The organism is Pseudoalteromonas sp. SR45-6 (assembly GCF_014163545.1).
GTDB lineage: Bacteria > Pseudomonadota > Gammaproteobacteria > Enterobacterales > Alteromonadaceae > Pseudoalteromonas > Pseudoalteromonas rhizosphaerae.
The window spans coordinates 175,976-195,351 of the sequence record NZ_JACJDM010000002.1; the positions used below are offsets into that span (position 1 = coordinate 175,976).

The window sequence follows — 19,376 nt, forward strand, 5'->3', positions numbered from 1 at the left end:
TCTTTAACTTGTTAGGTTATACCAAGCAAAGATCACCATGGGTAAAGCTAACAATGCCAGCACTAATGGTACTTTGAGAGCTTTGGTTTGTTTGGCCTGCAGTACTTTTAACGCATTCGTTTCGTTACAGGCAGCTACTTTATCAATATAAAAATAACCTGAATCTAAATACTGTTTACAACTTTGTTCATCTGCTGGAATTGCAATTACTTCTTGTTGTTTTTTTAGGATATAAAAATCCATATGCCCACCGCATTTTACTAGTATGTTGAAACACTTTTGAGGAAAAAAGCGATGCTTTTAACCCCCTCAAATCAAAAAAGTGGGCGATTTTAAATACAAATGACTATAAAGGTCAACTAAAGAATTCATTATTTAGCCATTAATACAAAAATAGCCGAAATTAAGCTAAAAGTTATGCTTATAACCACCAAACTACTGCATAAAACAAGCCACTTTTTACGTTTTTTACTATGTTTTGGAAAGCGAGCGAGTGCGTCGTTTTTATCGCAAGCCGCAACGACTTCAACAAACTTAAAGCCCCGCTTTTGATATTCATTTAGTTGCTTAGTCTGAGCTGGAATTGCCGCAACACTATTATCTTTTTTTACAATGTAAAATTTCATCGGTTACCCCTGCAAGCTGTCAGCTAACTTATTCAATACTATGGTATGAGGGTTTACTACTCATCGTTTAGGTTAACGTGTTTACAAACTGTAAAGCTAACTGTAATTGACTTGCATTAATTAAGCCTGAATTTCGTACAAAAGTTGCTGTAAACCCCCTTTACAATAATTGCCTTGTTGTTAATCATCAGTATTTAAGAATAAGTTATTTTTTACCCTATAAATGCGGCGGTTTATCGCTATTTCATTGAATATATCTCACTATTTTGACAAAGTATGCTTACGAAAAATTAACAGGATTAATTATGAAAAAAGCAGTTGTAACTTTAGGGGCTATATTTTTACCGTTAGCTCTCTCAAGTACTGTTATGGCTTCTGCAGTTGAGCAAACAAAAGGCAGTTATGTTGATAAGTTTCGCCAACTTGATGAAGTGCTGCCTACACCGAATGTTTATCGTAGTGCAGCAGGTGAGCCTGGTGAAAAATATTGGCAGCAGCATGTTAATTACGACATCGATGTAAAGCTTGATGAAAATGCACGTCGCTTAACAGCAAGTCAAACCATAGAGTATAAAAATAATTCACCGCACACACTCAAGTATTTATGGTTGCAACTCGATCAAAATATTTTTAAAAGCGACTCTATTGCAGAACGTACTGCTACATTTAACGGCTCTGCCCTACAGGGAGATCCACAACCAAAAGCAACTAAATTAAGTTTAAGTCAGTTACGTCGTCAACAATTTATGAGTGACAATGAACTTGGCTTTACAATTGCTAATGTTAAAGATGATAACGGTAAAGAATTAAAAGTCACAGTTGTTGATACACTAATGCGTATTGACTTAAATGAACCACTGAAACCAGGCAAAGACACTGAATTCAGCATGGACTTTGCTTTTAACATCGTCGAAGAAGATGCCGTTGGCGCTCGCTCTGGTTACGAGCATTTTGAAAAAGATGGCAACGACATATTCTTACTTGCTCAATGGTTTCCACGTTTAGCTGCTTATACAGATTACGAAGCATGGACTAATAAAGCCTTTTTAGGCAGTGGAGAGTTTACGCTAGAATTTGGTGATTATGATGTTGAGATCACTGTTCCTGCCGATCATATCGTCTCTGCAACGGGTAAGCTTGATAATGCTAGTAGCGTGCTGACCCGTACTCAGCGAAACCGTTTAGAACAAGCCAAAAATACAAAGCGCCCAGTATTTATCGTTACTGAAGATGAAGCCTTAGAAAATGAAAAAGAAGGCACAGACAAGACCAAAACATGGCACTTTAAAGCTGAAAATGTGCGTGACTTTGCATGGGCGTCGTCGCGTAAATTTATGTGGGATGCAAAAGGTTATCAACAAGGCGGTAATGATCAGCCATTAGTGATGGCTATGTCATTTTTCCCCAAAGAAGGTGGCGATCTATGGAAGAAGTATTCGACCGAAGCAATCGTACATACAATGGAAGTTTATTCACGCTTTTCATTTGATTATCCATACCCTGTTGCGCAGTCAGTCAATGGTCCAGTAGGCGGTATGGAATATCCAATGATCACATTTAATGGCCCTCGAACTGAGTTACAGGATGACGGTTCGCGTACTTATTCACAAGCTGAAAAGCGCTTTTTAATTGGCGTGGTGATCCACGAGGTTGGTCATATTTATTTTCCTATGGTGGTGAACTCTGATGAGCGCCAATGGACTTGGATGGATGAAGGTTTAAACAGCTTTTTAGATGGTGTTGCTGGGCGTGAATGGGATCCAACTATTCCATGGGGGGTTGAACCACGTGACGTTGTTGCCTACATGAAGTCTGAAAATCAAGTGCCGGTAATGACTCAGTCAGACAGCGTACTGCGTTTAGGGCCTAATGCTTATACCAAACCTGCGGCCGCACTGAATATTTTGCGTGAAGTGATTTTAGGTCGTGAGCTGTTTGATTTTGCGTTTAAAGAGTACGCCCAGCGTTGGAAGTACAAGCGCCCTACCCCTGCTGATTTTTTCCGTACTATGGAAGAAGCATCAGGTGTTGATTTAGATTGGTTCTGGCGTGGCTGGTTCTATAGCACTGATCATGTTGATATCTCGCTCGATAAAGTCTATCAATTACGTTTAGATACTAAAAATCCTGATATAGATTTTAATCGCCTACGTGATATTGAAGCGGCTAAACCTATGCCACTATTTGTGGAACGCAATAAGGCTGAAGCTAAAAAGCTATGGGTTGAAGAAAACTCCGACGTAACTGATTTCTACGATGAAAACGACCGCTTCACTGTTACTAACAAAGAGCGCAACTCGTATAATAAATTCTTAAAAGGCTTAGAGCCATGGGAGCGTAAAGTACTCGATCGCGCAGTTGCAGAAGATAAAAACTATTACGTGCTTGAATTTTCGAATTTAGGCGGCCTAGTAATGCCAATTTTACTTGAGCTTAGCTATGAAGATGGTACTAAAGAAGATCGTATGATCCCTGCCGAAATCTGGCGTCGCAACCACAAACATGTGCAAAAACTTATTATTACTGATAAGAACAAGCCTTTGGTATCAGTAACGGTTGATCCTCGTTGGGAAACTGCAGACGTAGATGTTGAAAATAATAACTACCCTCGTCGTATTATCCCTTCACGTATTGAAGTGTATAAAAAAGAGCAAAGTAAAGCCAAAGTCAGCCGCGATATCATGCACGATATTAAAACTGAGCTAAAAACAGGTGACGAAAAAGACAGCGATAAGGAGCAAGAATAATGCGTTTTATGCTTATTATTCTTGCTTTTATAGTTGCTATGCCAGCGATGGCGCATCAACTTAAAGCATCAGTAACTACAGTTTTATTTAATAAACGTACTAGTAATATTGAGCTAATGCATCGTTTTTATTTACATGATACCGAGCATGCTGTGGAGCATTTATTTGCCGGTGGTGCAGATATTATTAGTAATAAAGAAGATCAACAACGCTTTGTAGATTACATCGAATCACATGTTGCTTTACAAACACTCGATGGTGAGCCGCTAGTGCTGAAGGAAGTGGGTGCGCAAGTTGATGGTAAGTTTTTTTGGGTTTATCAAGAAGCACCGATCCCAAAGGATATTAAAGGTATCCGTATGAGTCACGGCGCGCTGCGCGATTTATGGCCTGCGCAAGTGAATATGGTTAATGTTGAAGGTAAAGGCAAAGTGAAAACACTGCACTTTACCCAAGATGACACTTGGCTAGAAGCGCGCTTTGAACCAGCTAATACAGCGGTAGAGCAAACAAAGTAGGCAAATTTAAAAGTCCCCCAACCGACGCGCACAGTAGTTTTGTGCGCGTTTTTTATTAATTTTTATATTAAATACGAATATGTTCCTTTTCATATCTAATTGCGTAAACTATCTTAAAGTAAGTAATTTGGATGAAAATTAAATCATATACAAGGAGTGGTATGAATATGTATCAAAGTACAGTAGCTGGGGTAATTTTTGATTTAGATGGCACCTTAGTATCATCTGAACTTGATTTTACTCTTATCAAAGCTCAAGTTGGTTGCCCTGACGAGCATGATCTACTTAGTTTTATTGATGGTCTTCCTTCGCCTTACATGCGTGAGGAAGCAATGAATATTGTCCATCAGCATGAGCTTATTGATGCTCAACATGCAACGTTGTTACCCGGTGTAGCGCAAGCTATCGCGCGTTTAAAAGAGCAAGCAATACCAATGGCAATCGTGACACGTAATTACGACCGCGCTACTGCGCTGAAATTAAAAAATAATCCGTTGCCAATTCAAACTGTACTCACGCGTAGTGATGCCCCCCCTAAGCCAGATCCGAGTGCTTTGAATGCAATTGCAACGTTATGGGGAATAGATCAGCAACATATACTTTATGTTGGTGATTATCTTTATGATATCCAGGCTGCACATAATGCCAATATGCGTGCTTGTTTATATGCACCGAGTGATGTTCCTGCATATGCAGAACAAGCTGATTATATTCTGCACCATTTTTCTGAATTACCTAAGTTAATAAATAATTTAGGGCAAACACGACAATCTCGACTTATAAATGCTTCAGTTTAAGTAGAATTTTAGTATTATGTTAAATGGCGTGTTGTTTAACTTTTGTAAGCGTAGTTACTGTTAAACGAAATGTCATAATTGTGATTTTGCAGTCATTTAATCACTAGCTCAATACTGCGCAAGTTGTTAAAATGTTGCCAATATCGAGTTTCCAATAGAGGCATAAGATGGGCAGAGCATTTGAAGTACGTAAAAGCTCCATGGCGAAAACAGCCAATGCTAAAACCAAAGTTAATTCTAAGTACGGTAAAGAAATTTACGTAGCAGCAAAAAATGGTGAACCTGATCCAGAAGTAAACCAGTCGCTAAAACGCTTAATCGAACGCGCGAAGCGAGATCAAGTACCAGCACATGTCATCGAAAAAGCGATAGAGAAAGCTGCTGGCGGAGCTGGTGAAGATTATGCAACAGCCCGTTACGAAGGCTATGGCCCAGGTAACTGTATGGTGATTGTTGACTGTTTAACAGATAACCCAAATCGTACTATTAAAGATGTTCGCTTACCGTTTACTAAAACTGACTCAAAAATAGGTACACCAGGCTGTGTAGCACATATGTTTGATCATTTAGCTGTACTTGGTTTTAGTGGTGACGATGATGAAGTGGTACTTGAAGCTTTAATGATGGCTGATGTTGATGTAACCGATGTAGAAGTTGAAGATGGCAAAGTATCGGTTTTTGCTCCACATGCCGAATATTACAAAGCAAAAACAGCATTAGAAGAGGCGTTTGCAGGTATTATTTTTGAAGTTGACGAAATCACCTTCGTGCCACAAGTGCATATAGAAATTACTGATGCCGATGTTATCGCTAATTTTGATAAATTTATTGCAATGTTGGAAGATTGTGACGACGTACAAAACGTTTATCATAACGCCACGGTAGTGAATTAGGCTGAAGTTATAAATTTAGCCAGTAGTAACACTAGTTTCGAGAAGATACAAAAGCGCATTTCATTGCTGGAATGTGCTTTTTTGTTGTTGATGGCTTATTTTTCTGAATGCTGATTATTCAGCAAAGTTATGGTTAAAGGATAATTTAAGCAAAAAAAACCAGCCCGAGGGCTGGCAATATGACACTAACAAACTCGAAGGGGAGTTATTGTTGCGCTTTATATTTTATACGAAACGCATGCAACAATGGTTCAGTATAACCACTGGGTTGTTTAACTCCTTCTAATACAAGGGCTAATGCCGCTTGATATGCAATACTTTGTGCTAAGCTTTGCACTGAATCAGCCATATTAACATAAGCCGGATCCCCTTCATTTTGGCTATCCACTACTTTTGCCATTTTCGCCATAGTAGTTTCTATTTGTGCTTGCGTGCATACCCCATGCTGCAACCAGTTAGCCATATGTTGGCTTGAAATACGCAGTGTAGCCCTATCTTCCATTAATCCTATATGGTTAATGTCAGGCACTTTAGAACAGCCTACACCTTGATCAATCCAACGTACTACATAACCTAAAATACCTTGAGCATTGTTATCCAGCTCTGCCTGAATATCTTCTTTGCTCAAACTATTAGGATCAACCATCAAAGGCGGAGTTAATAGTTCTGTTAAACTAGCTTGTTGACGCTGGGCAATCGCTTTTTGACAGGCAAACACATCAACGTCATGATAGTGCATAGCATGTAAGGTGGCTGCAGTAGGGGAGGGCACCCAGGCTGTATTAGCGCCTGCTTGCGGATGGGCAATTTTTTGCTCCATCATCAACGCCATTTTATCGGGCATTGGCCACATACCTTTGCCTATTTGTGCGCGACCACTTAACCCGGTTTGCAAACCGATATCGACATTTCTGTCTTCATAAGCATTGATCCAAGGTTGTTGTTTAATGGCTGCTTTTGGTAATACTACACCTGCTTGCATTGAGGTATGAATTTCATCACCTGTACGGTCTAAAAAGCCAGTATTGATAAATACCACACGTTGTTTAGCAGCATTAATACAGGCTTTTAAGTTCACCGATGTACGGCGCTCTTCATCCATAATGCCCATTTTGATGGTGTTTTTGGGTAACTGTAAAAGCTGTTCAATACGACTAAATAATGTATTGGTAAAAGCAACTTCTTCAGGACCATGCATTTTCGGTTTGACGATATTGATACTGGCTGCAGTTGAATTTTTTACCGGGCTATTGCCATTTAAGTCATGCAGTGCGGCAGTGACCGTGATCATTGCATCCATGATACCTTCAAATACGTCGCGGCCTTGGCTATCTTGAATCGCAGGGTTTGTCATTAAATGGCCAACATTACGCACAAACATCATACTACGCCCTTTTAGACTTAGCGGTTTCCCATCAATACCTAAATAACTGCGGTCTTTAGCGAGTGTACGCTCAACCGTTTTGCCATCTTTTGTGAATGACTCAGCGAGAGTGCCTTTCATTAAGCCTAACCAATTTTGATAAACTTGCACTTTATCTTCGCCGTCAACGGCGGCAACGGAGTCTTCACAATCCATAATGGTGGTAAGTGCAGCTTCGAGGAGGACGTCTTTTAAGCCCGCTTTGTCGGCTGCACCAATGCTATGATTATGATCTATTTGTAGCTCTATATGGAGGCCATGACTGAGTAATAAAATTGCCCTGGGGTTTTGTGCTTCACCTTGAAAACCAATAAGTTGCGCTGGTTGTTTTAAGCCTGTTTGTGAGCTATCACGTAAGGTGATGATGAGCTGGCCATTAACTACCGAATAATTAGTACTTTCAATATGTGAGCCATTTTCAAGTGGTAACGCTTTATCTAAAAACTGCCTTGCGTAGGCCATTACTTTAAAACCGCGAACAGGATTATAGTTGCTGCCTTTTTCAGCGCCATCTTCTTCGCTAAGTACATCAGTGCCGTATAAGGCATCGTATAACGACCCCCAGCGTGCGTTAGCGGCATTAAGTGCAAAGCGTGCATTACTTACTGGCACAACCAGCTGAGGGCCAGCTGTGCGGGCTATTTCAGGCTCAACATTTTCTGTCTCAATGCAAAAATTATCGGGCTCAGGGACTAAATAACCAATGTCAGTTAAAAACTGTTGGTATTGCGCTGCATCCCAGTGTTTATTTGCTAGGTGATAGCTATCAATTTGGTGTTGTAGGTCTTCACGCTTGACTAATAATGCACGGTTAAGCGGACTAAGATCATCAATAATTTCAGCAAATCCTTGCCAAAAGTGTTGTTCGCTAATACCTGTACCGGGTAGCAGTTGCTGGTTAACAAAATCGGCTAATTGGTTATCTACGGTTAATCCAAATTGGCTGTGAGAGAGTGTCATAATCGATATCCTTTTAAACGGTCGCGGTGCAATTGACTGCATGTGAGCAATCTTTTGTTAACCATAACCTAAAAATACGCAATAGGTGTTCTTTTAGCCATTCACTAAATATATAGCCAGCATAACAACTATAAATTTACTAAATCCAATAAATCGGCCTAATGTTGATTTAAGCGCTACAGAGCATTAACTCTTAGCCTCTCACACAACCATATAAATAAAATTTAGTTTTAACCCGTTCAGAGGATTTTTTATTATGACTACTTATCAACGTGAAACCGATACTTTAGCTACACTTTGTCAAGCACAAGGTAAAACATGGCAAGCAATTAATCCTGAATACGCAAGTCGTATGCGTTTGCAAAATCGTTTTCGTACGGGATTAGACATCGCTCAGTTTACAGCTGACATCATGCGTGAAGATATGGCTGCATATGATGCTGATACCAGCCAATACACACAATCGCTTGGTTGCTGGCATGGTTTTACTGCCCAACAAATGATGATGGCGATTAAACGTCACCAAAAAACCACTAAGCGTAGCTACGTATACCTAAGCGGTTGGATGGTTGCTGCGCTGCGCTCTGAGTTCGGCCCACTACCGGATCAAAGTATGCACGAAAAAACCTCAGTACCGGCGTTGATTGAAGAAATTTATACTTTCCTAAAACAAGCCGATGCTCGTGAACTTGACCATTTATTTAAAGACTTAGATAACGCCAAAGCAACTGGTGGTGATGTACAAGCGGTACTTGATAAAATAGATAACTTTGAAAGTCATGTGGTACCGATCATCGCAGATATTGATGCTGGTTTTGGTAATGAAGAAGCAACCTACTTACTCGCTAAAAAAATGATTGAAGCGGGGGCATGTGCTATCCAAATCGAAAACCAAGTTTCAGACGCGAAACAATGTGGTCACCAAGCAGGTAAAGTAACTGTGCCACACGAAGACTTTTTAGCAAAAATTAACGCCGTGCGTTATGCCTTTTTAGAACTGGGTATTGATAACGGTATTATTGTCGCACGTACTGACTCACTTGGTGCTAGCTTGACCCAAAAAGTGCCGGTATCACAAACACCTGGCGACCTTGCTAGTCAGTACAATGCGTTTTTAGAAACCACGCCAATTAACGGTGTTGAAGATTTAAATGAAGGTGATACGGCAATGAAGCTGAACGGCCAACTATGTAAGCCGACTCGCCTTGATAATGGTTTATACCAATTTCGCGAAGGCACAGAAAAAGACCGTGTTGTACTAGATTGTATTACCAGCTTGCAGTCGGGTGCTGATTTACTGTGGATTGAAACTGAAAAACCACATGTAAAACAAATTGCTGAACTGGTTAATCGGGTTAAAGAGCAAGTTCCTGACGCTAAACTGGTTTATAACAATTCACCTTCTTTCAACTGGACATTGAAATTCCGCGAGCAAGTTTATCAACAGTGGTTAGACGAAGGCAAAGACTTATCTGCTTATCCAAGTATTGATGATAATAAGGCGCTAATGGCACCAGAGATGGATGCAACTGAACTTGCAGTCGCAGCAGATGAGTTAGTACAAAACTTCCAACGTGATGGCGCGCGCGAAGCTGGTATTTTCCACCACTTAATTACGCTACCGACCTATCACACGGCTGCATTGAGCACTGATATTCTGTCAGAAGGCTACTTTGGTGACTTAGGTATGCTGGCTTATGTACGTGATGTGCAGCGTCAAGAAATTCGCCGCGAACAAGCATCCGTTAAGCATCAAGACTTAGCAGGTTCTAACATGGGAGATACCCATAAAGAGTACTTCTCAGGTGAAAATGCGCTTAAAGCTGGCGGCGAAGCAAACACTATGAACCAGTTCTAACATAACAGTCCAACTCAACAATGTTACAAAGGGCCGTAAGGCCCTTTTTTTGATGCTAGCAATTACACAGGATATACAGCTTTACACCTGCTAACTTTACCGCTCAGATCAGATTTTAACTAAGGCTTGGATCAGTATTTAACTAGCATCAGATTTACTTTCAATTTTTGGATCAGATTTTTATCAAGTAAATTTTTTTGCGGTATTTCTTATCAATTTAGCGATTTAATCAGCTTTTAGCTCTTTGGAAAGGGGGGATTTTGATAAAAATGGCCGTTATTAGCCATTAATCAGAAAATATAAACCGATTTTTTACCAACTCTAACCGACTACAAACCACTTTTTTACCAACTTAAACGCCATAAACAGTGACTCAAACCGATTTTTTACTAACTCAATGACCAAAAAATGTCATAAACCGAAATTTTACTAACTCGATTTTTTACAAAGTCCGATATTTGTGTAAACTTTAGAATATGTGAATGAGCACTCACTTTTTGTAAAGGGGGTTTACAGGGGATTTGACTAGTGACAAATTAGCGAGAGTAAAAGTTGTTAAGGACCAAGCTACGGTTTCTAGCTTCACACTTGCAACTTGTTAACTTTACTCTCGCCGCTAACTAATTTCTATTTACTATGCTTATCAAACCACCATTGAATATAAGCGACTTTAGCCATCAAGTTTGACGGCCGTTTTGTTATGCCATGTGATGCATCAGGAATACGTACCATTGCTGTATCAACTCCTTGTAGCTTTAATGCTTGATAGAATTGCTCGGTCTCAGAAATAGGAGTGCGGTAATCCGCTTCACCAGTGAGTAGCATGGTTGGTGTTTTAACATTACCAACATAGCTAATTGGCGAGCGTTTCATATAATGCTCAATATGATCCCATGGCTTACCTGGGAACCAGTAATCGGCAAAGAATGGGTAGAAGTCAGCAGTTAGTACAAAGCTGATCCAATTGATCACCGGCTTGGCAACAACAGCGGCGGCAAATCTGTCGGTATGGCCAACAATCCACGCCGTAAGTACACCGCCACCAGAGCCACCGGTTACAAATAGTTTTGACTGATCAATAAAACCTTTGCCAATAAGCGCATCAACGCCAGTCATTAAGTCATCAAAATCGTTACTAGGATAATTGTGATGAATAGTTTGCGCGAACTCCTTCCCGTATGAATCACTACCACGCGGGTTCATATATAAAACCACATTACCTTTAGCGGCAAATAATTGTATTTCAGCGCTAAAGTGTGGACCGTAGTTAGCGACAGGGCCGCCGTGTATTTCTAAAATAAGGGGATATTTTTTACTACTATCAAACCCAGGAGGGTAGGCGACCCAACCTTGAATTGGTAAGTCGTCATAACTTGATTTCAGCCAAATTTCTTCTACTTTTGCCAGCTGTTTATTACCAAGCGCGTCGTCATTTAATTTTGTTAAACGTTGTGTTTTACCATTTTTAACTATTGCTATATCAGCAGGACGTTGGGTATCAGCAAGCGTGATTGCCACATCACCATCGTCGCTTATATCAAAGTCACCACCAGAATAAGGGCGACCGAAGGAAACACTCCCTATTTTTTGTGTGATCACTTTTCGTTTGCCGCTACGTGGTTGATAAGCGAGTGCGGTTTGGCCTTCACTGGCGTAACTAAAATAAAGCCCTCTAGAATTATCAGCCCATTTAATTTGCTCGACACTGCGGTCAAAATCAGCGGTTAAACTTGTGGTATCACCCGATTTTAAATCGCGAATATATAGCTGGGTATTTTCATAATTGGTACGTTTATCATCATAACCGGTATAGGCAAGATAACGCCCATCTGGTGATATTTGCGGTTGCTGATCAGGACCTTCTCGGTCGGTAAGCGCTGTTATTTGTAGATCATTTAATGTCAGCTGATATATTTCAGAATTTGTTGGTTTGAGTTTAAAGTCAGCATGGCGATTAGCCGAAAAATAAAGGCTGTTACCATCTTCAGAAAAGCTAACTGGCCCGCCATGATCAAAGTCGCCAGAGGTTAACTGACGGGCATTACCGCCATTGGCATCAATAGTAAACAAATGACGAAAACCAGGCTTGGTATAACCGCCGCCATCGGCACGATAATATACGTCATCAATAAATTTAGCAGGCTCTGCCCAGCTGGCACCTTCAGGCTTGCCTGGTAAGTTAATAGGAGAACTAACTTTACTCGGTACAAATTGGCTAAACAGTAATTGCCGACCATTAGGTGACCACTGCAAACTTGCAGGGCTTTGAGTAAGATTACTAATTTTTGCAACAGCGCCTGTTTTTAGCCATTTTACATAAATTTGGCTACTGCCATCACGAGTTGAAATAAACGCTAAACGTGATTGGTCTGGCGACAAGACAGGGGAGTAATCCATATGTACACCCGATGTAAGCGGTTGTAATTGCTTTGAACTACTGTCGACAGACCAAATATTACTAACTTTACTATCTGATTTAATGTCCATCCGATTTCGAACAAAGTAGACGGTTTTACCGTCGTTAGTCATTTCAATTTGATTGGCATATTCAAGGTCGAATACATTTTCTAGTTGAAAAGTTTGCAGGTTATCATTGGCTAATACTGAAAAACACAGCGAGGTTAGGAGGGCTGCGGGGGCAATCAATTTCATTTTAATTCCTTGTTATTAATTATCGCACCTAACCGTTATAGAATAACAAAACCCAAAGGTACACCATCATGCGATGAATACCTGATTGATTATTAGTGGCTACTTGCCGACATTAGTATTTTTGAGTGGTTGAGCTGCGATAGTAAATTCACACTCGGTGAGTACTACACTTTTATTACATTGATAGAAAACGGTTACGTAAGTGTCTTGAGGCACTTGCTCTGCGAGCGATTTAGTAATTTTAAACTGCAATTGTTGCTGATTAAAAGCAATTAGCTGTGCAGCTTCAAAACCAAAAAATTGCTTTACGCTTGGATATAGTGCTTTAAAAATACTTTCTTTTGCTGAAAAAATGACGGTTAATGGATGTGAAAGCTGCCCAGCCAATCGCCTAAAAAGTGGATATTCATCAGGATGCAAAATTTGCTTTTGTAGCTCTAGCTCTTGTTTGGCACTCATTAGTTGCTCTATATCAATACCAATTCCAGTGATATCAGTGTGCTGACATGCCATGGCCATTGCGATCCCTTGCGTGTGGGTAATGCTACCAATAATGTTTTTAGGCCATATGGGCGCGCGATCGGGGCCTGAGATAATATCAAAACAGGGGATATTGAGGGCGGTTAACACCTGTTTTGCGCAAAAACGGCCGGCGAGGTATTCAGCTCTTCGTTTAACAACAGCCTTTTGTAGTTGTTGCGGTAACACAATCTGATAATTTAAAAAGTCACTGTCAATAAAACTGCTACTGTCAAACTCACAACAATAACTATTATGACTAAGTTGTGGGCTCAGTTTAGTATAAAGAGAAAAATCCATAACATTTTGCTGTTTTGTTTAGTGTCATTAGTAAGACTTTGATAATACGCTAATAACTTCATAAATAAAGTAAAGGCTATGACTATTTAAGCTGAGCTTTGGTTAAGAGATTTACTAACATATTTATTTTAGCATTAATATTATTTTCAGTTGCAAATGGTCAACTACTGGGTAGTTGGTCAACAGGGAAAAACATTGCTCGTGATATTGCAATATCAGCAAACGGTCAGTTAATAGTGGTAGGCTATCGTAGCTGTGAAGCTGATGTGATCAACTCTCTAACGAAGCAAAATACGCTATTTCAAGTTCATCGCCTTGATATTAATTCTGTAGCACTATCTGCAGATGGACAAACAGCATTAAGCGGTTCAAGCGATAAGTTTAGTTATTTATGGTCAACGAAAGATGGCACTATTTTAAAAGAGTTCAAATTAGCGACTCGTGTTAATCATGTCAGTATAAACGAAAATGCAAGTTTAGGTTTTGCGATAGATTCTGTTGATGATCGTATATTTCTTGATTTAAACACCGGTATTAAAAAAGCTGAGCTAAATATATTTACTAATTTTATAGAGTTTAACCACTCGCGGTTTGTAAATGATGATAAAAGGTTTTTTACCGGCTCACCGAAAAGCACGATACAATTATGGCGTGTAAAAGATGGTACATTATTGGCTGAGTATAAAGCGACACAACTGCGCATTCGTGGCTCAGTTTTAGCTGTAGCGTATGATAAAGAAAATAAAACAATTGTCAGCGAAAGCAGTGATGGAGTACTAGAAGTTTGGCCGTATCAGTCTAAGTAAGCGAAAATTTAATTGGATTTTAAAAGCCGTGTTTACTTAACAAACCCGGCTTTTATAATTACCACTTAGCGCTATTAATAATCAAACTTATGTTCAGTAAATAAGCTCTGTACTTGTTGCCATATTTTCCCTGGTTTGCCATCAGCGACCAGTTGACCGTTGAGTTTTACGACTGGGCCAACTTCTTTTGTGGCACTGGTGATCCATACTTCATCGGCTGCAAATAGTTCCTGCTTAGTAATAATACGTTCTTGAACTTTAAAGTCACTGTGGCTGTGTAATATCGTTAAAATTAACCAGCGAGTGATACCCGGTAAAATTTGGTTATCCAATGGGGGGGTGCTGATCACGCCATCTTTAACAATAAACACATTACTTGAGCTTGCTTCGGTAAGCTCATCTAAGCGATTGTATAAAATGGTTTCTTTATTGCCAGCCGCCGCACCATTCTGGTAATGAATCACGTTGCCGAGTAATGCGGTTGACTTGATGTGGCAACGCTGCCAGCGCTTATCTTGCTCAACGGATACAGTATAAGTCGTGGCGTTGTCGATATCACTAACGGGTTGTGCTGGAATTTCAAAGGCGTAGGCAAATACCGTTGGCGTAATACCACTCGGGTAGGCATGAGCACGCTTAGTATCAGCGCCACGGCTAACGTGCAAATAAATACCAAGGTTTTCACCGTGATTTTTCTCACACAGCTGCTGGCAGATTTCACGCCATGTATCAGCTGTATAATCGAGTACAATTTCCAGTTCATTTAAACCATTTTTCATGCGTTCAATATGCGCTGCAAAGCCAAGCATGTTGCCATTATAGGCAGGGATCACTTCGTAAATACCATCGCCAAATAAAAAGCCTCTGTCCATTGGCGATATTTTTGCGTGCTCTGCGTTCATATAGTCGCCGTTTAAATACACCGTACTCATTATAAATCCTCATTCTGATTGGCAACATCGCTAAGCTGACGTAGTCTTGCGATGAGTTGTTGGCCATGCATAGCATGTAAGCCATCTTCGGTTAATTCGTTTTTGTGAGTAACGCCATCTACACTGCCACGTTCACTCAAATATTGCAGGATTGCTAAAGTATCGACTTCTGCGAGTAAGTCTTGGCTATGCCAGCGGCTTAAAAACGCAATAATGCCGTAAGCTGCCCAGTTTGATACATCCGCTAACAGCAGTTCATCGCAGCAAGTAAGGCACGGCATAATGCTCAGCTCAGTCATATATTGTGATAAATTGCCCATCCCTATTTCGTTACCGCCATCACCAATAGCTACCGTTGGGCAGGAGGCTTGGCTGACAAAAAAATCAAAACAACCACAATCAGCCGAAATATCAATACCACGCATATTGTAATATTTATTGCCGTGACACAGCCCGGGGCGCTCGATAGACAATACGCAATCTGGCTTTAATTCAGCCAGCGCAGCTTTGCTAAAAGCCATTGCATCAGTAAAATTATTCAGTGGCAATTCAAAACAGTTAAATTCATTTTTCAGTGCACTGTAAAGGGGGTTTCCACAGACTAAAATAGGATTTTTACCTAGCGTAATTAAAGCATTGTATAAAGCAATGGCGCCAACAGGGCCATCGGTTTCAAAGGTTTGCTTGACGGCAAAACCGGTACCAATGAGTACCGTACTTTTGGCATCAAATAACGACTTTGCAGCGCGCAGATAAGTCCCTGTCTGTTGATAGGCATAGAGATTTTGCATACCACGTAGGTTTTGTTCTACCATCATGGTTTCGATTGCTTGACTTAATTGTTCATCACTTAACGAGTGTGGCATAACGCTTTGATCTCTTGAATTAGGGCAATGCCTGCTGCGTTATCGCCATGCACACATAAACTGTCGGCGTGTAAAGGCAGTTGGTTGCCCGATTGTGTGGTTACGCAGCCGGTGGCGAGTAACTGTTTAACTTGCGCTATTAGCGCAGGTTTATCATGCACACTACCAGCAATTTTCCGTGATACTAATTGACCGTCATCGGTATATTGGCGATCAGCAAATGCTTCTAAAATTAATTCAAGGTGATATTGTTGAGCAAGTTGTTGATGTTGCTCTGCTTTCGCAGTGGCGAGAAGCATTAGTTTTAAAGGGCTCGGGTAACTGGCAACAGCTTGCATCACCGTGGTCAAAATTGTTTTATCGGCCATCATATCGTTATATAACGCGCCATGTGGCTTCACATACTCTAAAGTGAGGCCTTGTACTCTTGCCATACCTTCAATTGCGGCTATTTGATAATGCAGGCAATTGCTTAGCTCTTGTGGTGTTAATGCCATGGAGCGACGCCCAAAGCCCTGTTTATCAGGATAGCTGGGGTGCGCGCCTATAATGACATCATGTTGTTTAGCAAGCATCAGGGTGCGTGCTAGAACATCACTATCACCGCCATGAAAACCACAAGCAATATTAGCCATATCAATATGCGGCATTACCTCTTCATCAAGGCCCATTTGCCATGCACCAAAGCTTTCCCCTAAATCACAATTGAGCTTCATCATTATTCCCGTTTAAAAAGCCGAGATATGGGCGTTTTGAATGTCGGTGATCAGCATATGACCTGGGCTATGTGTAATGCAAAAATCAGGCGCAGCATTAGCTATGGCTACTTGCGGCGTGACACCACAGGCCCAAAATACCGGTACTTCACCGTCTTTAATGGTGACAGATTCACCAAAGTTAGGGCGATTAATATCTTTAATACCTATTGCAGCTGGATCCCCAAAGTGAACTGGCGCTCCATGCACATCTGGAAAGCGGCTACATATTTGGATTGCCCGAATCGCATCTGCCGGCTTCATCGGTCGCATACTAACGACCATGTTAGCATGAAATATACCGGCGCTTTCGCAAGGAATATTAGTCATGTACATAGGTACATTTTTATTTTCCGTAATATTACGTATTTCTAGGCCCGCCAACTTTAACGACTCTTCAAATGAAAACGAGCAACCAATTAAAAAAGTGACCAAGTCGTCGCGCCATTGCTCTTTGATATTCGTTACTTCTTCAATCAATTGGCCATTTTTAAAAATACGATAGCGAGGTATGTCAGTCCTAATATCTAAATCATGCGCAACATTTGGAATGCTGGTAGCTCCAGGCGTGCGGCTACTTGCTACAATTGGGCACGCTTTTTTGTTTGCTTGGCAAAATTGTAAAAAATCAAACGCATAGCGCTGGGGCAAAATCACTAAATTAGCCTGTACAAAGCCGGGAACAAAGCCCGATGTACTACCGGTATAATCTTCATTCCTGATCATATTACGAATAGCGTAAGGCGTAGTAAGTGATGCGTTATGTTGCATAGTATCCTCGTAAACTTTTAGTTGTTGTTAATGCCACTGACGGTAACAGGCAAAGTACCTTGCGCTGGCTTTTTACCAACTAGTACTTTTGCAAGAGCAGTAAAAGCTGGCCCTGCTACTTTAACATCATTATCTACATCTATGTTATACGCATAAGTTGCTAAAATTGCATCCGCATATTGGCCAAATGTGGCAATATCGTATGGTGCTCGTAAACTAACAAAAACGGTTTTCTTATCAGCTTGTTGCGCTTGCTGAAGCAGTTTTTCAAGTGCCGGACCTTGCGCCGATTTTGCAATTGCAAATGCAGGGTTATCAGCAAGGTCATCCATGCCGCCAATTTCTACCGCGCTTTGGTTTGGTGATGCATTGCCTGCAATGATGATATCCGCTTCATTGATTGCTTTTAACGTCGCTGTGGGCTCAAAGCCTTGTAAACTGGTGCAGCTAAATGCAAGTGGTTGTTGAGTATTTTCTGTAATTGCCTGTTGTAGCGCCAAACACTTGCGGGTATCAGGCATGATGATATGTACTTTACTATTTGTCGTCAGTTTAATCGGTAAAGTGTGCTGGTCATTTTTAACTTGGGTAATGGCGGCAAGAGCCAGCTCTGCTTCGACTTTGCGATGATTATCATCACCGAGAATAAGTTGTGCTTTTTGCATTGCTAACGATTCGTCAAGCTCTGTGGTCAGTTTAAATTTACTTTTTAAATTGATGATGCGTTGAGCAGAGATAGCGACTTCGTCGGCTTGTAAATTACCTTTTTCAACTTCGCTCACTAAGCGGCTGATCAGTTTATCTAATACGACTAAATCTTTTGGACTACGAATTTCAATTGGCATCAAAGCAATATCAACCCCGGCAGCAAAGGTATTTACAACGGCTTCAATTGGTTCGAAAAAGTGGCTAATACCAGCCATATCTAGCGCATCGGTGATCACTACACCTTGATAGCCCATTTCATCGCGTAATAATTCGCTGATGATTTTATGCGACATCGTCGCAGGTTTGATCATGGTTTTGCCATCTTTACTAACAAATGTGCTGCTATCCAGTGCTGGGTACTGAATATGCGCAGTCATGATCATGCCAGGGTTTTGCTTTTTAATAATAGTTTGAAACGGAGGTAAATCTTTTTCCCAGATAGTTTCTTTATCGTGCATTACTTTTGGCAAGCCAGTGTGGCTATCAACGTTTGTATCACCATGGCCTGGAAAGTGTTTCAGTGAGGTAATTACGCCATTACCTTCAAAGCCAGCAACTTGTGCGCCACCTAAAATACTCACAAGTGTTGGATCTTCACCGTATGAGCGCACATTAATAACCGGGTTATCAGGGTTCATGTTTACATCAACAGTTGGTGCATAGTTAACATTCACACCAATGGCTTTTAATTCATCAGCAATCACTTGTGCAGATTGTGTAGCAAACTTGGTGCCGTGAACCGCATAACTTGCGCCAATCGACATATTACCAGTAAATGAAGTGGCAATATCACGAGGAATACGTGCAACACGTCCGCCTTCTTGGTCAATTGAAATAAATAATGGTGCGCCTAAGCTCGACTTTGCCGCAGCTTGTTGCATAGCATTATTTAATTTAACAATTTGCGCAATATTATCGATATTTTCAGCAAATAAGATCACCCCACCAATATTATGTTTAGTGATCACCTTGGCTAAATCTGCAGGTAATTCAGTGACTGCATTACGGCATTTTTGCTCAGGTGTGTTCTCGCTGTCTTGCTCACAATAATAACGAAAATCGAGCATCAGCTTTTGGCCAAGCTGTTGCTCAAGGGTTAAATTGGTCGCTGCAAAGGTCGATTTCATTGGTAATAAACACCCTAGTCCAAAGAGAATTGATGATATGGCAAACTTATTTAACACAGTAGGCTCCAAAGCTGAATTGCTTATTTTATTTATGAATATTTTATTCCTGATGGTAATG

The 19,376-nt window shown here is 40.7% G+C and carries 16 protein-coding genes; 6 read left to right on the forward strand and 10 right to left on the reverse strand.

The genetic code is table 11. The features are described from left to right. Positions 1–3: 3 nt before the first annotated feature. Together H5158_RS01945 and H5158_RS01950 are read right to left on the reverse strand one after the other, a co-directional pair. On the reverse strand, positions 4–243 hold the full coding sequence (locus H5158_RS01945; RefSeq protein ID WP_145238872.1) for a hypothetical protein: 240 nt from the start codon (positions 241–243) through the stop codon (positions 4–6). Between the two features lie 128 nt (positions 244–371). Beyond that, positions 372–626: a hypothetical protein gene (locus tag H5158_RS01950; protein ID WP_182739345.1), complete on the reverse strand. Its 255-nt coding sequence runs from the start codon at positions 624–626 to the stop codon at positions 372–374. Positions 627–931: 305 nt separating this feature from the next. On the opposite strand from H5158_RS01950, the gene H5158_RS01955 reads away from it, so the two are divergent. The 4 genes from H5158_RS01955 (at position 932) to H5158_RS01970 (ending at position 5,581) form a co-directional block, all read left to right on the forward strand. After that, positions 932–3,373, forward strand: coding sequence for a M1 family metallopeptidase (locus H5158_RS01955; RefSeq protein ID WP_149980349.1), 2,442 nt, complete (start codon positions 932–934; stop codon positions 3,371–3,373). Further along, on the forward strand, positions 3,373–3,891 hold the full coding sequence (locus H5158_RS01960) for a DUF6702 family protein (protein ID WP_149980350.1): 519 nt from the start codon (positions 3,373–3,375) through the stop codon (positions 3,889–3,891). The genes H5158_RS01955 and H5158_RS01960 overlap by 1 nt, the downstream gene beginning before the upstream one ends. A 161-nt stretch (positions 3,892–4,052) precedes the next feature. Beyond that, positions 4,053–4,688, forward strand: coding sequence for an HAD family hydrolase (locus H5158_RS01965; RefSeq protein ID WP_182739346.1), 636 nt, complete (start codon positions 4,053–4,055; stop codon positions 4,686–4,688). A gap of 167 nt (positions 4,689–4,855) precedes the next feature. Further along, positions 4,856–5,581: a YebC/PmpR family DNA-binding transcriptional regulator gene (locus tag H5158_RS01970; protein ID WP_182739347.1), complete on the forward strand. Its 726-nt coding sequence runs from the start codon at positions 4,856–4,858 to the stop codon at positions 5,579–5,581. Positions 5,582–5,786: 205 nt separating this feature from the next. On the opposite strand, the gene H5158_RS01975 is transcribed toward H5158_RS01970, so the two are convergent. Continuing rightward, a complete protein-coding gene (locus H5158_RS01975) occupies positions 5,787–7,964 on the reverse strand; it encodes a malate synthase G (protein ID WP_182739348.1) in 2,178 nt (725 codons plus the stop codon). Between the two features lie 256 nt (positions 7,965–8,220). Between H5158_RS01975 and H5158_RS01980 the strand changes: the two genes are divergently transcribed. Beyond that, positions 8,221–9,822: an isocitrate lyase gene (locus H5158_RS01980; RefSeq protein WP_145238853.1), complete on the forward strand. Its 1,602-nt coding sequence runs from the start codon at positions 8,221–8,223 to the stop codon at positions 9,820–9,822. 627 nt (positions 9,823–10,449) lie between these two features. On the opposite strand, the gene H5158_RS01985 is transcribed toward H5158_RS01980, so the two are convergent. After that, positions 10,450–12,474: a S9 family peptidase gene (locus tag H5158_RS01985; RefSeq protein WP_182739349.1), complete on the reverse strand. Its 2,025-nt coding sequence runs from the start codon at positions 12,472–12,474 to the stop codon at positions 10,450–10,452. Positions 12,475–12,573: 99 nt separating this feature from the next. Further along, entirely contained in the window at positions 12,574–13,293 is a 720-nt protein-coding gene (locus H5158_RS01990) for a 4'-phosphopantetheinyl transferase (RefSeq protein WP_182717336.1), read from the reverse strand. A 98-nt stretch (positions 13,294–13,391) separates the two neighbouring features. Between H5158_RS01990 and H5158_RS01995 the strand changes: the two genes are divergently transcribed. Beyond that, on the forward strand, positions 13,392–14,099 hold the full coding sequence (locus H5158_RS01995; RefSeq protein ID WP_182717337.1) for a WD40 repeat domain-containing protein: 708 nt from the start codon (positions 13,392–13,394) through the stop codon (positions 14,097–14,099). A 74-nt stretch (positions 14,100–14,173) separates the two neighbouring features. On the opposite strand, the gene H5158_RS02000 is transcribed toward H5158_RS01995, so the two are convergent. Genes H5158_RS02000 through H5158_RS02020 form a run of 5 tightly spaced genes read right to left on the reverse strand, consistent with a single transcriptional unit; the run spans position 14,174 to position 19,258 of the window. After that, positions 14,174–15,031, reverse strand: a complete 858-nt coding sequence (locus H5158_RS02000) for an aminotransferase class IV (protein WP_182739350.1) — start codon at positions 15,029–15,031, stop codon at positions 14,174–14,176. Continuing rightward, positions 15,031–15,897 (reverse strand): glutamate cyclase domain-containing protein, encoded by an 867-nt coding sequence (locus H5158_RS02005; RefSeq protein WP_182717338.1) that lies wholly within the window; start codon positions 15,895–15,897, stop codon positions 15,031–15,033. The genes H5158_RS02000 and H5158_RS02005 overlap by 1 nt, the downstream gene beginning before the upstream one ends. After that, a complete protein-coding gene (locus tag H5158_RS02010) occupies positions 15,882–16,613 on the reverse strand; it encodes a 5-oxoprolinase subunit PxpA (protein WP_182717351.1) in 732 nt (243 codons plus the stop codon). Before H5158_RS02010 ends, H5158_RS02005 begins: the two co-directional genes overlap by 16 nt. A gap of 12 nt (positions 16,614–16,625) precedes the next feature. After that, a complete protein-coding gene (locus H5158_RS02015; RefSeq protein ID WP_149980357.1) occupies positions 16,626–17,423 on the reverse strand; it encodes a putative hydro-lyase in 798 nt (265 codons plus the stop codon). 17 nt (positions 17,424–17,440) lie between these two features. Then, positions 17,441–19,258 carry a glycoside hydrolase family 3 protein gene (locus H5158_RS02020; RefSeq protein ID WP_182717339.1) on the reverse strand — a complete coding sequence of 606 codons (1,818 nt, stop codon included), beginning with the start codon at positions 19,256–19,258 and terminating at the stop codon, positions 17,441–17,443. Between the last annotated feature and the right edge of the window lie 118 nt (positions 19,259–19,376).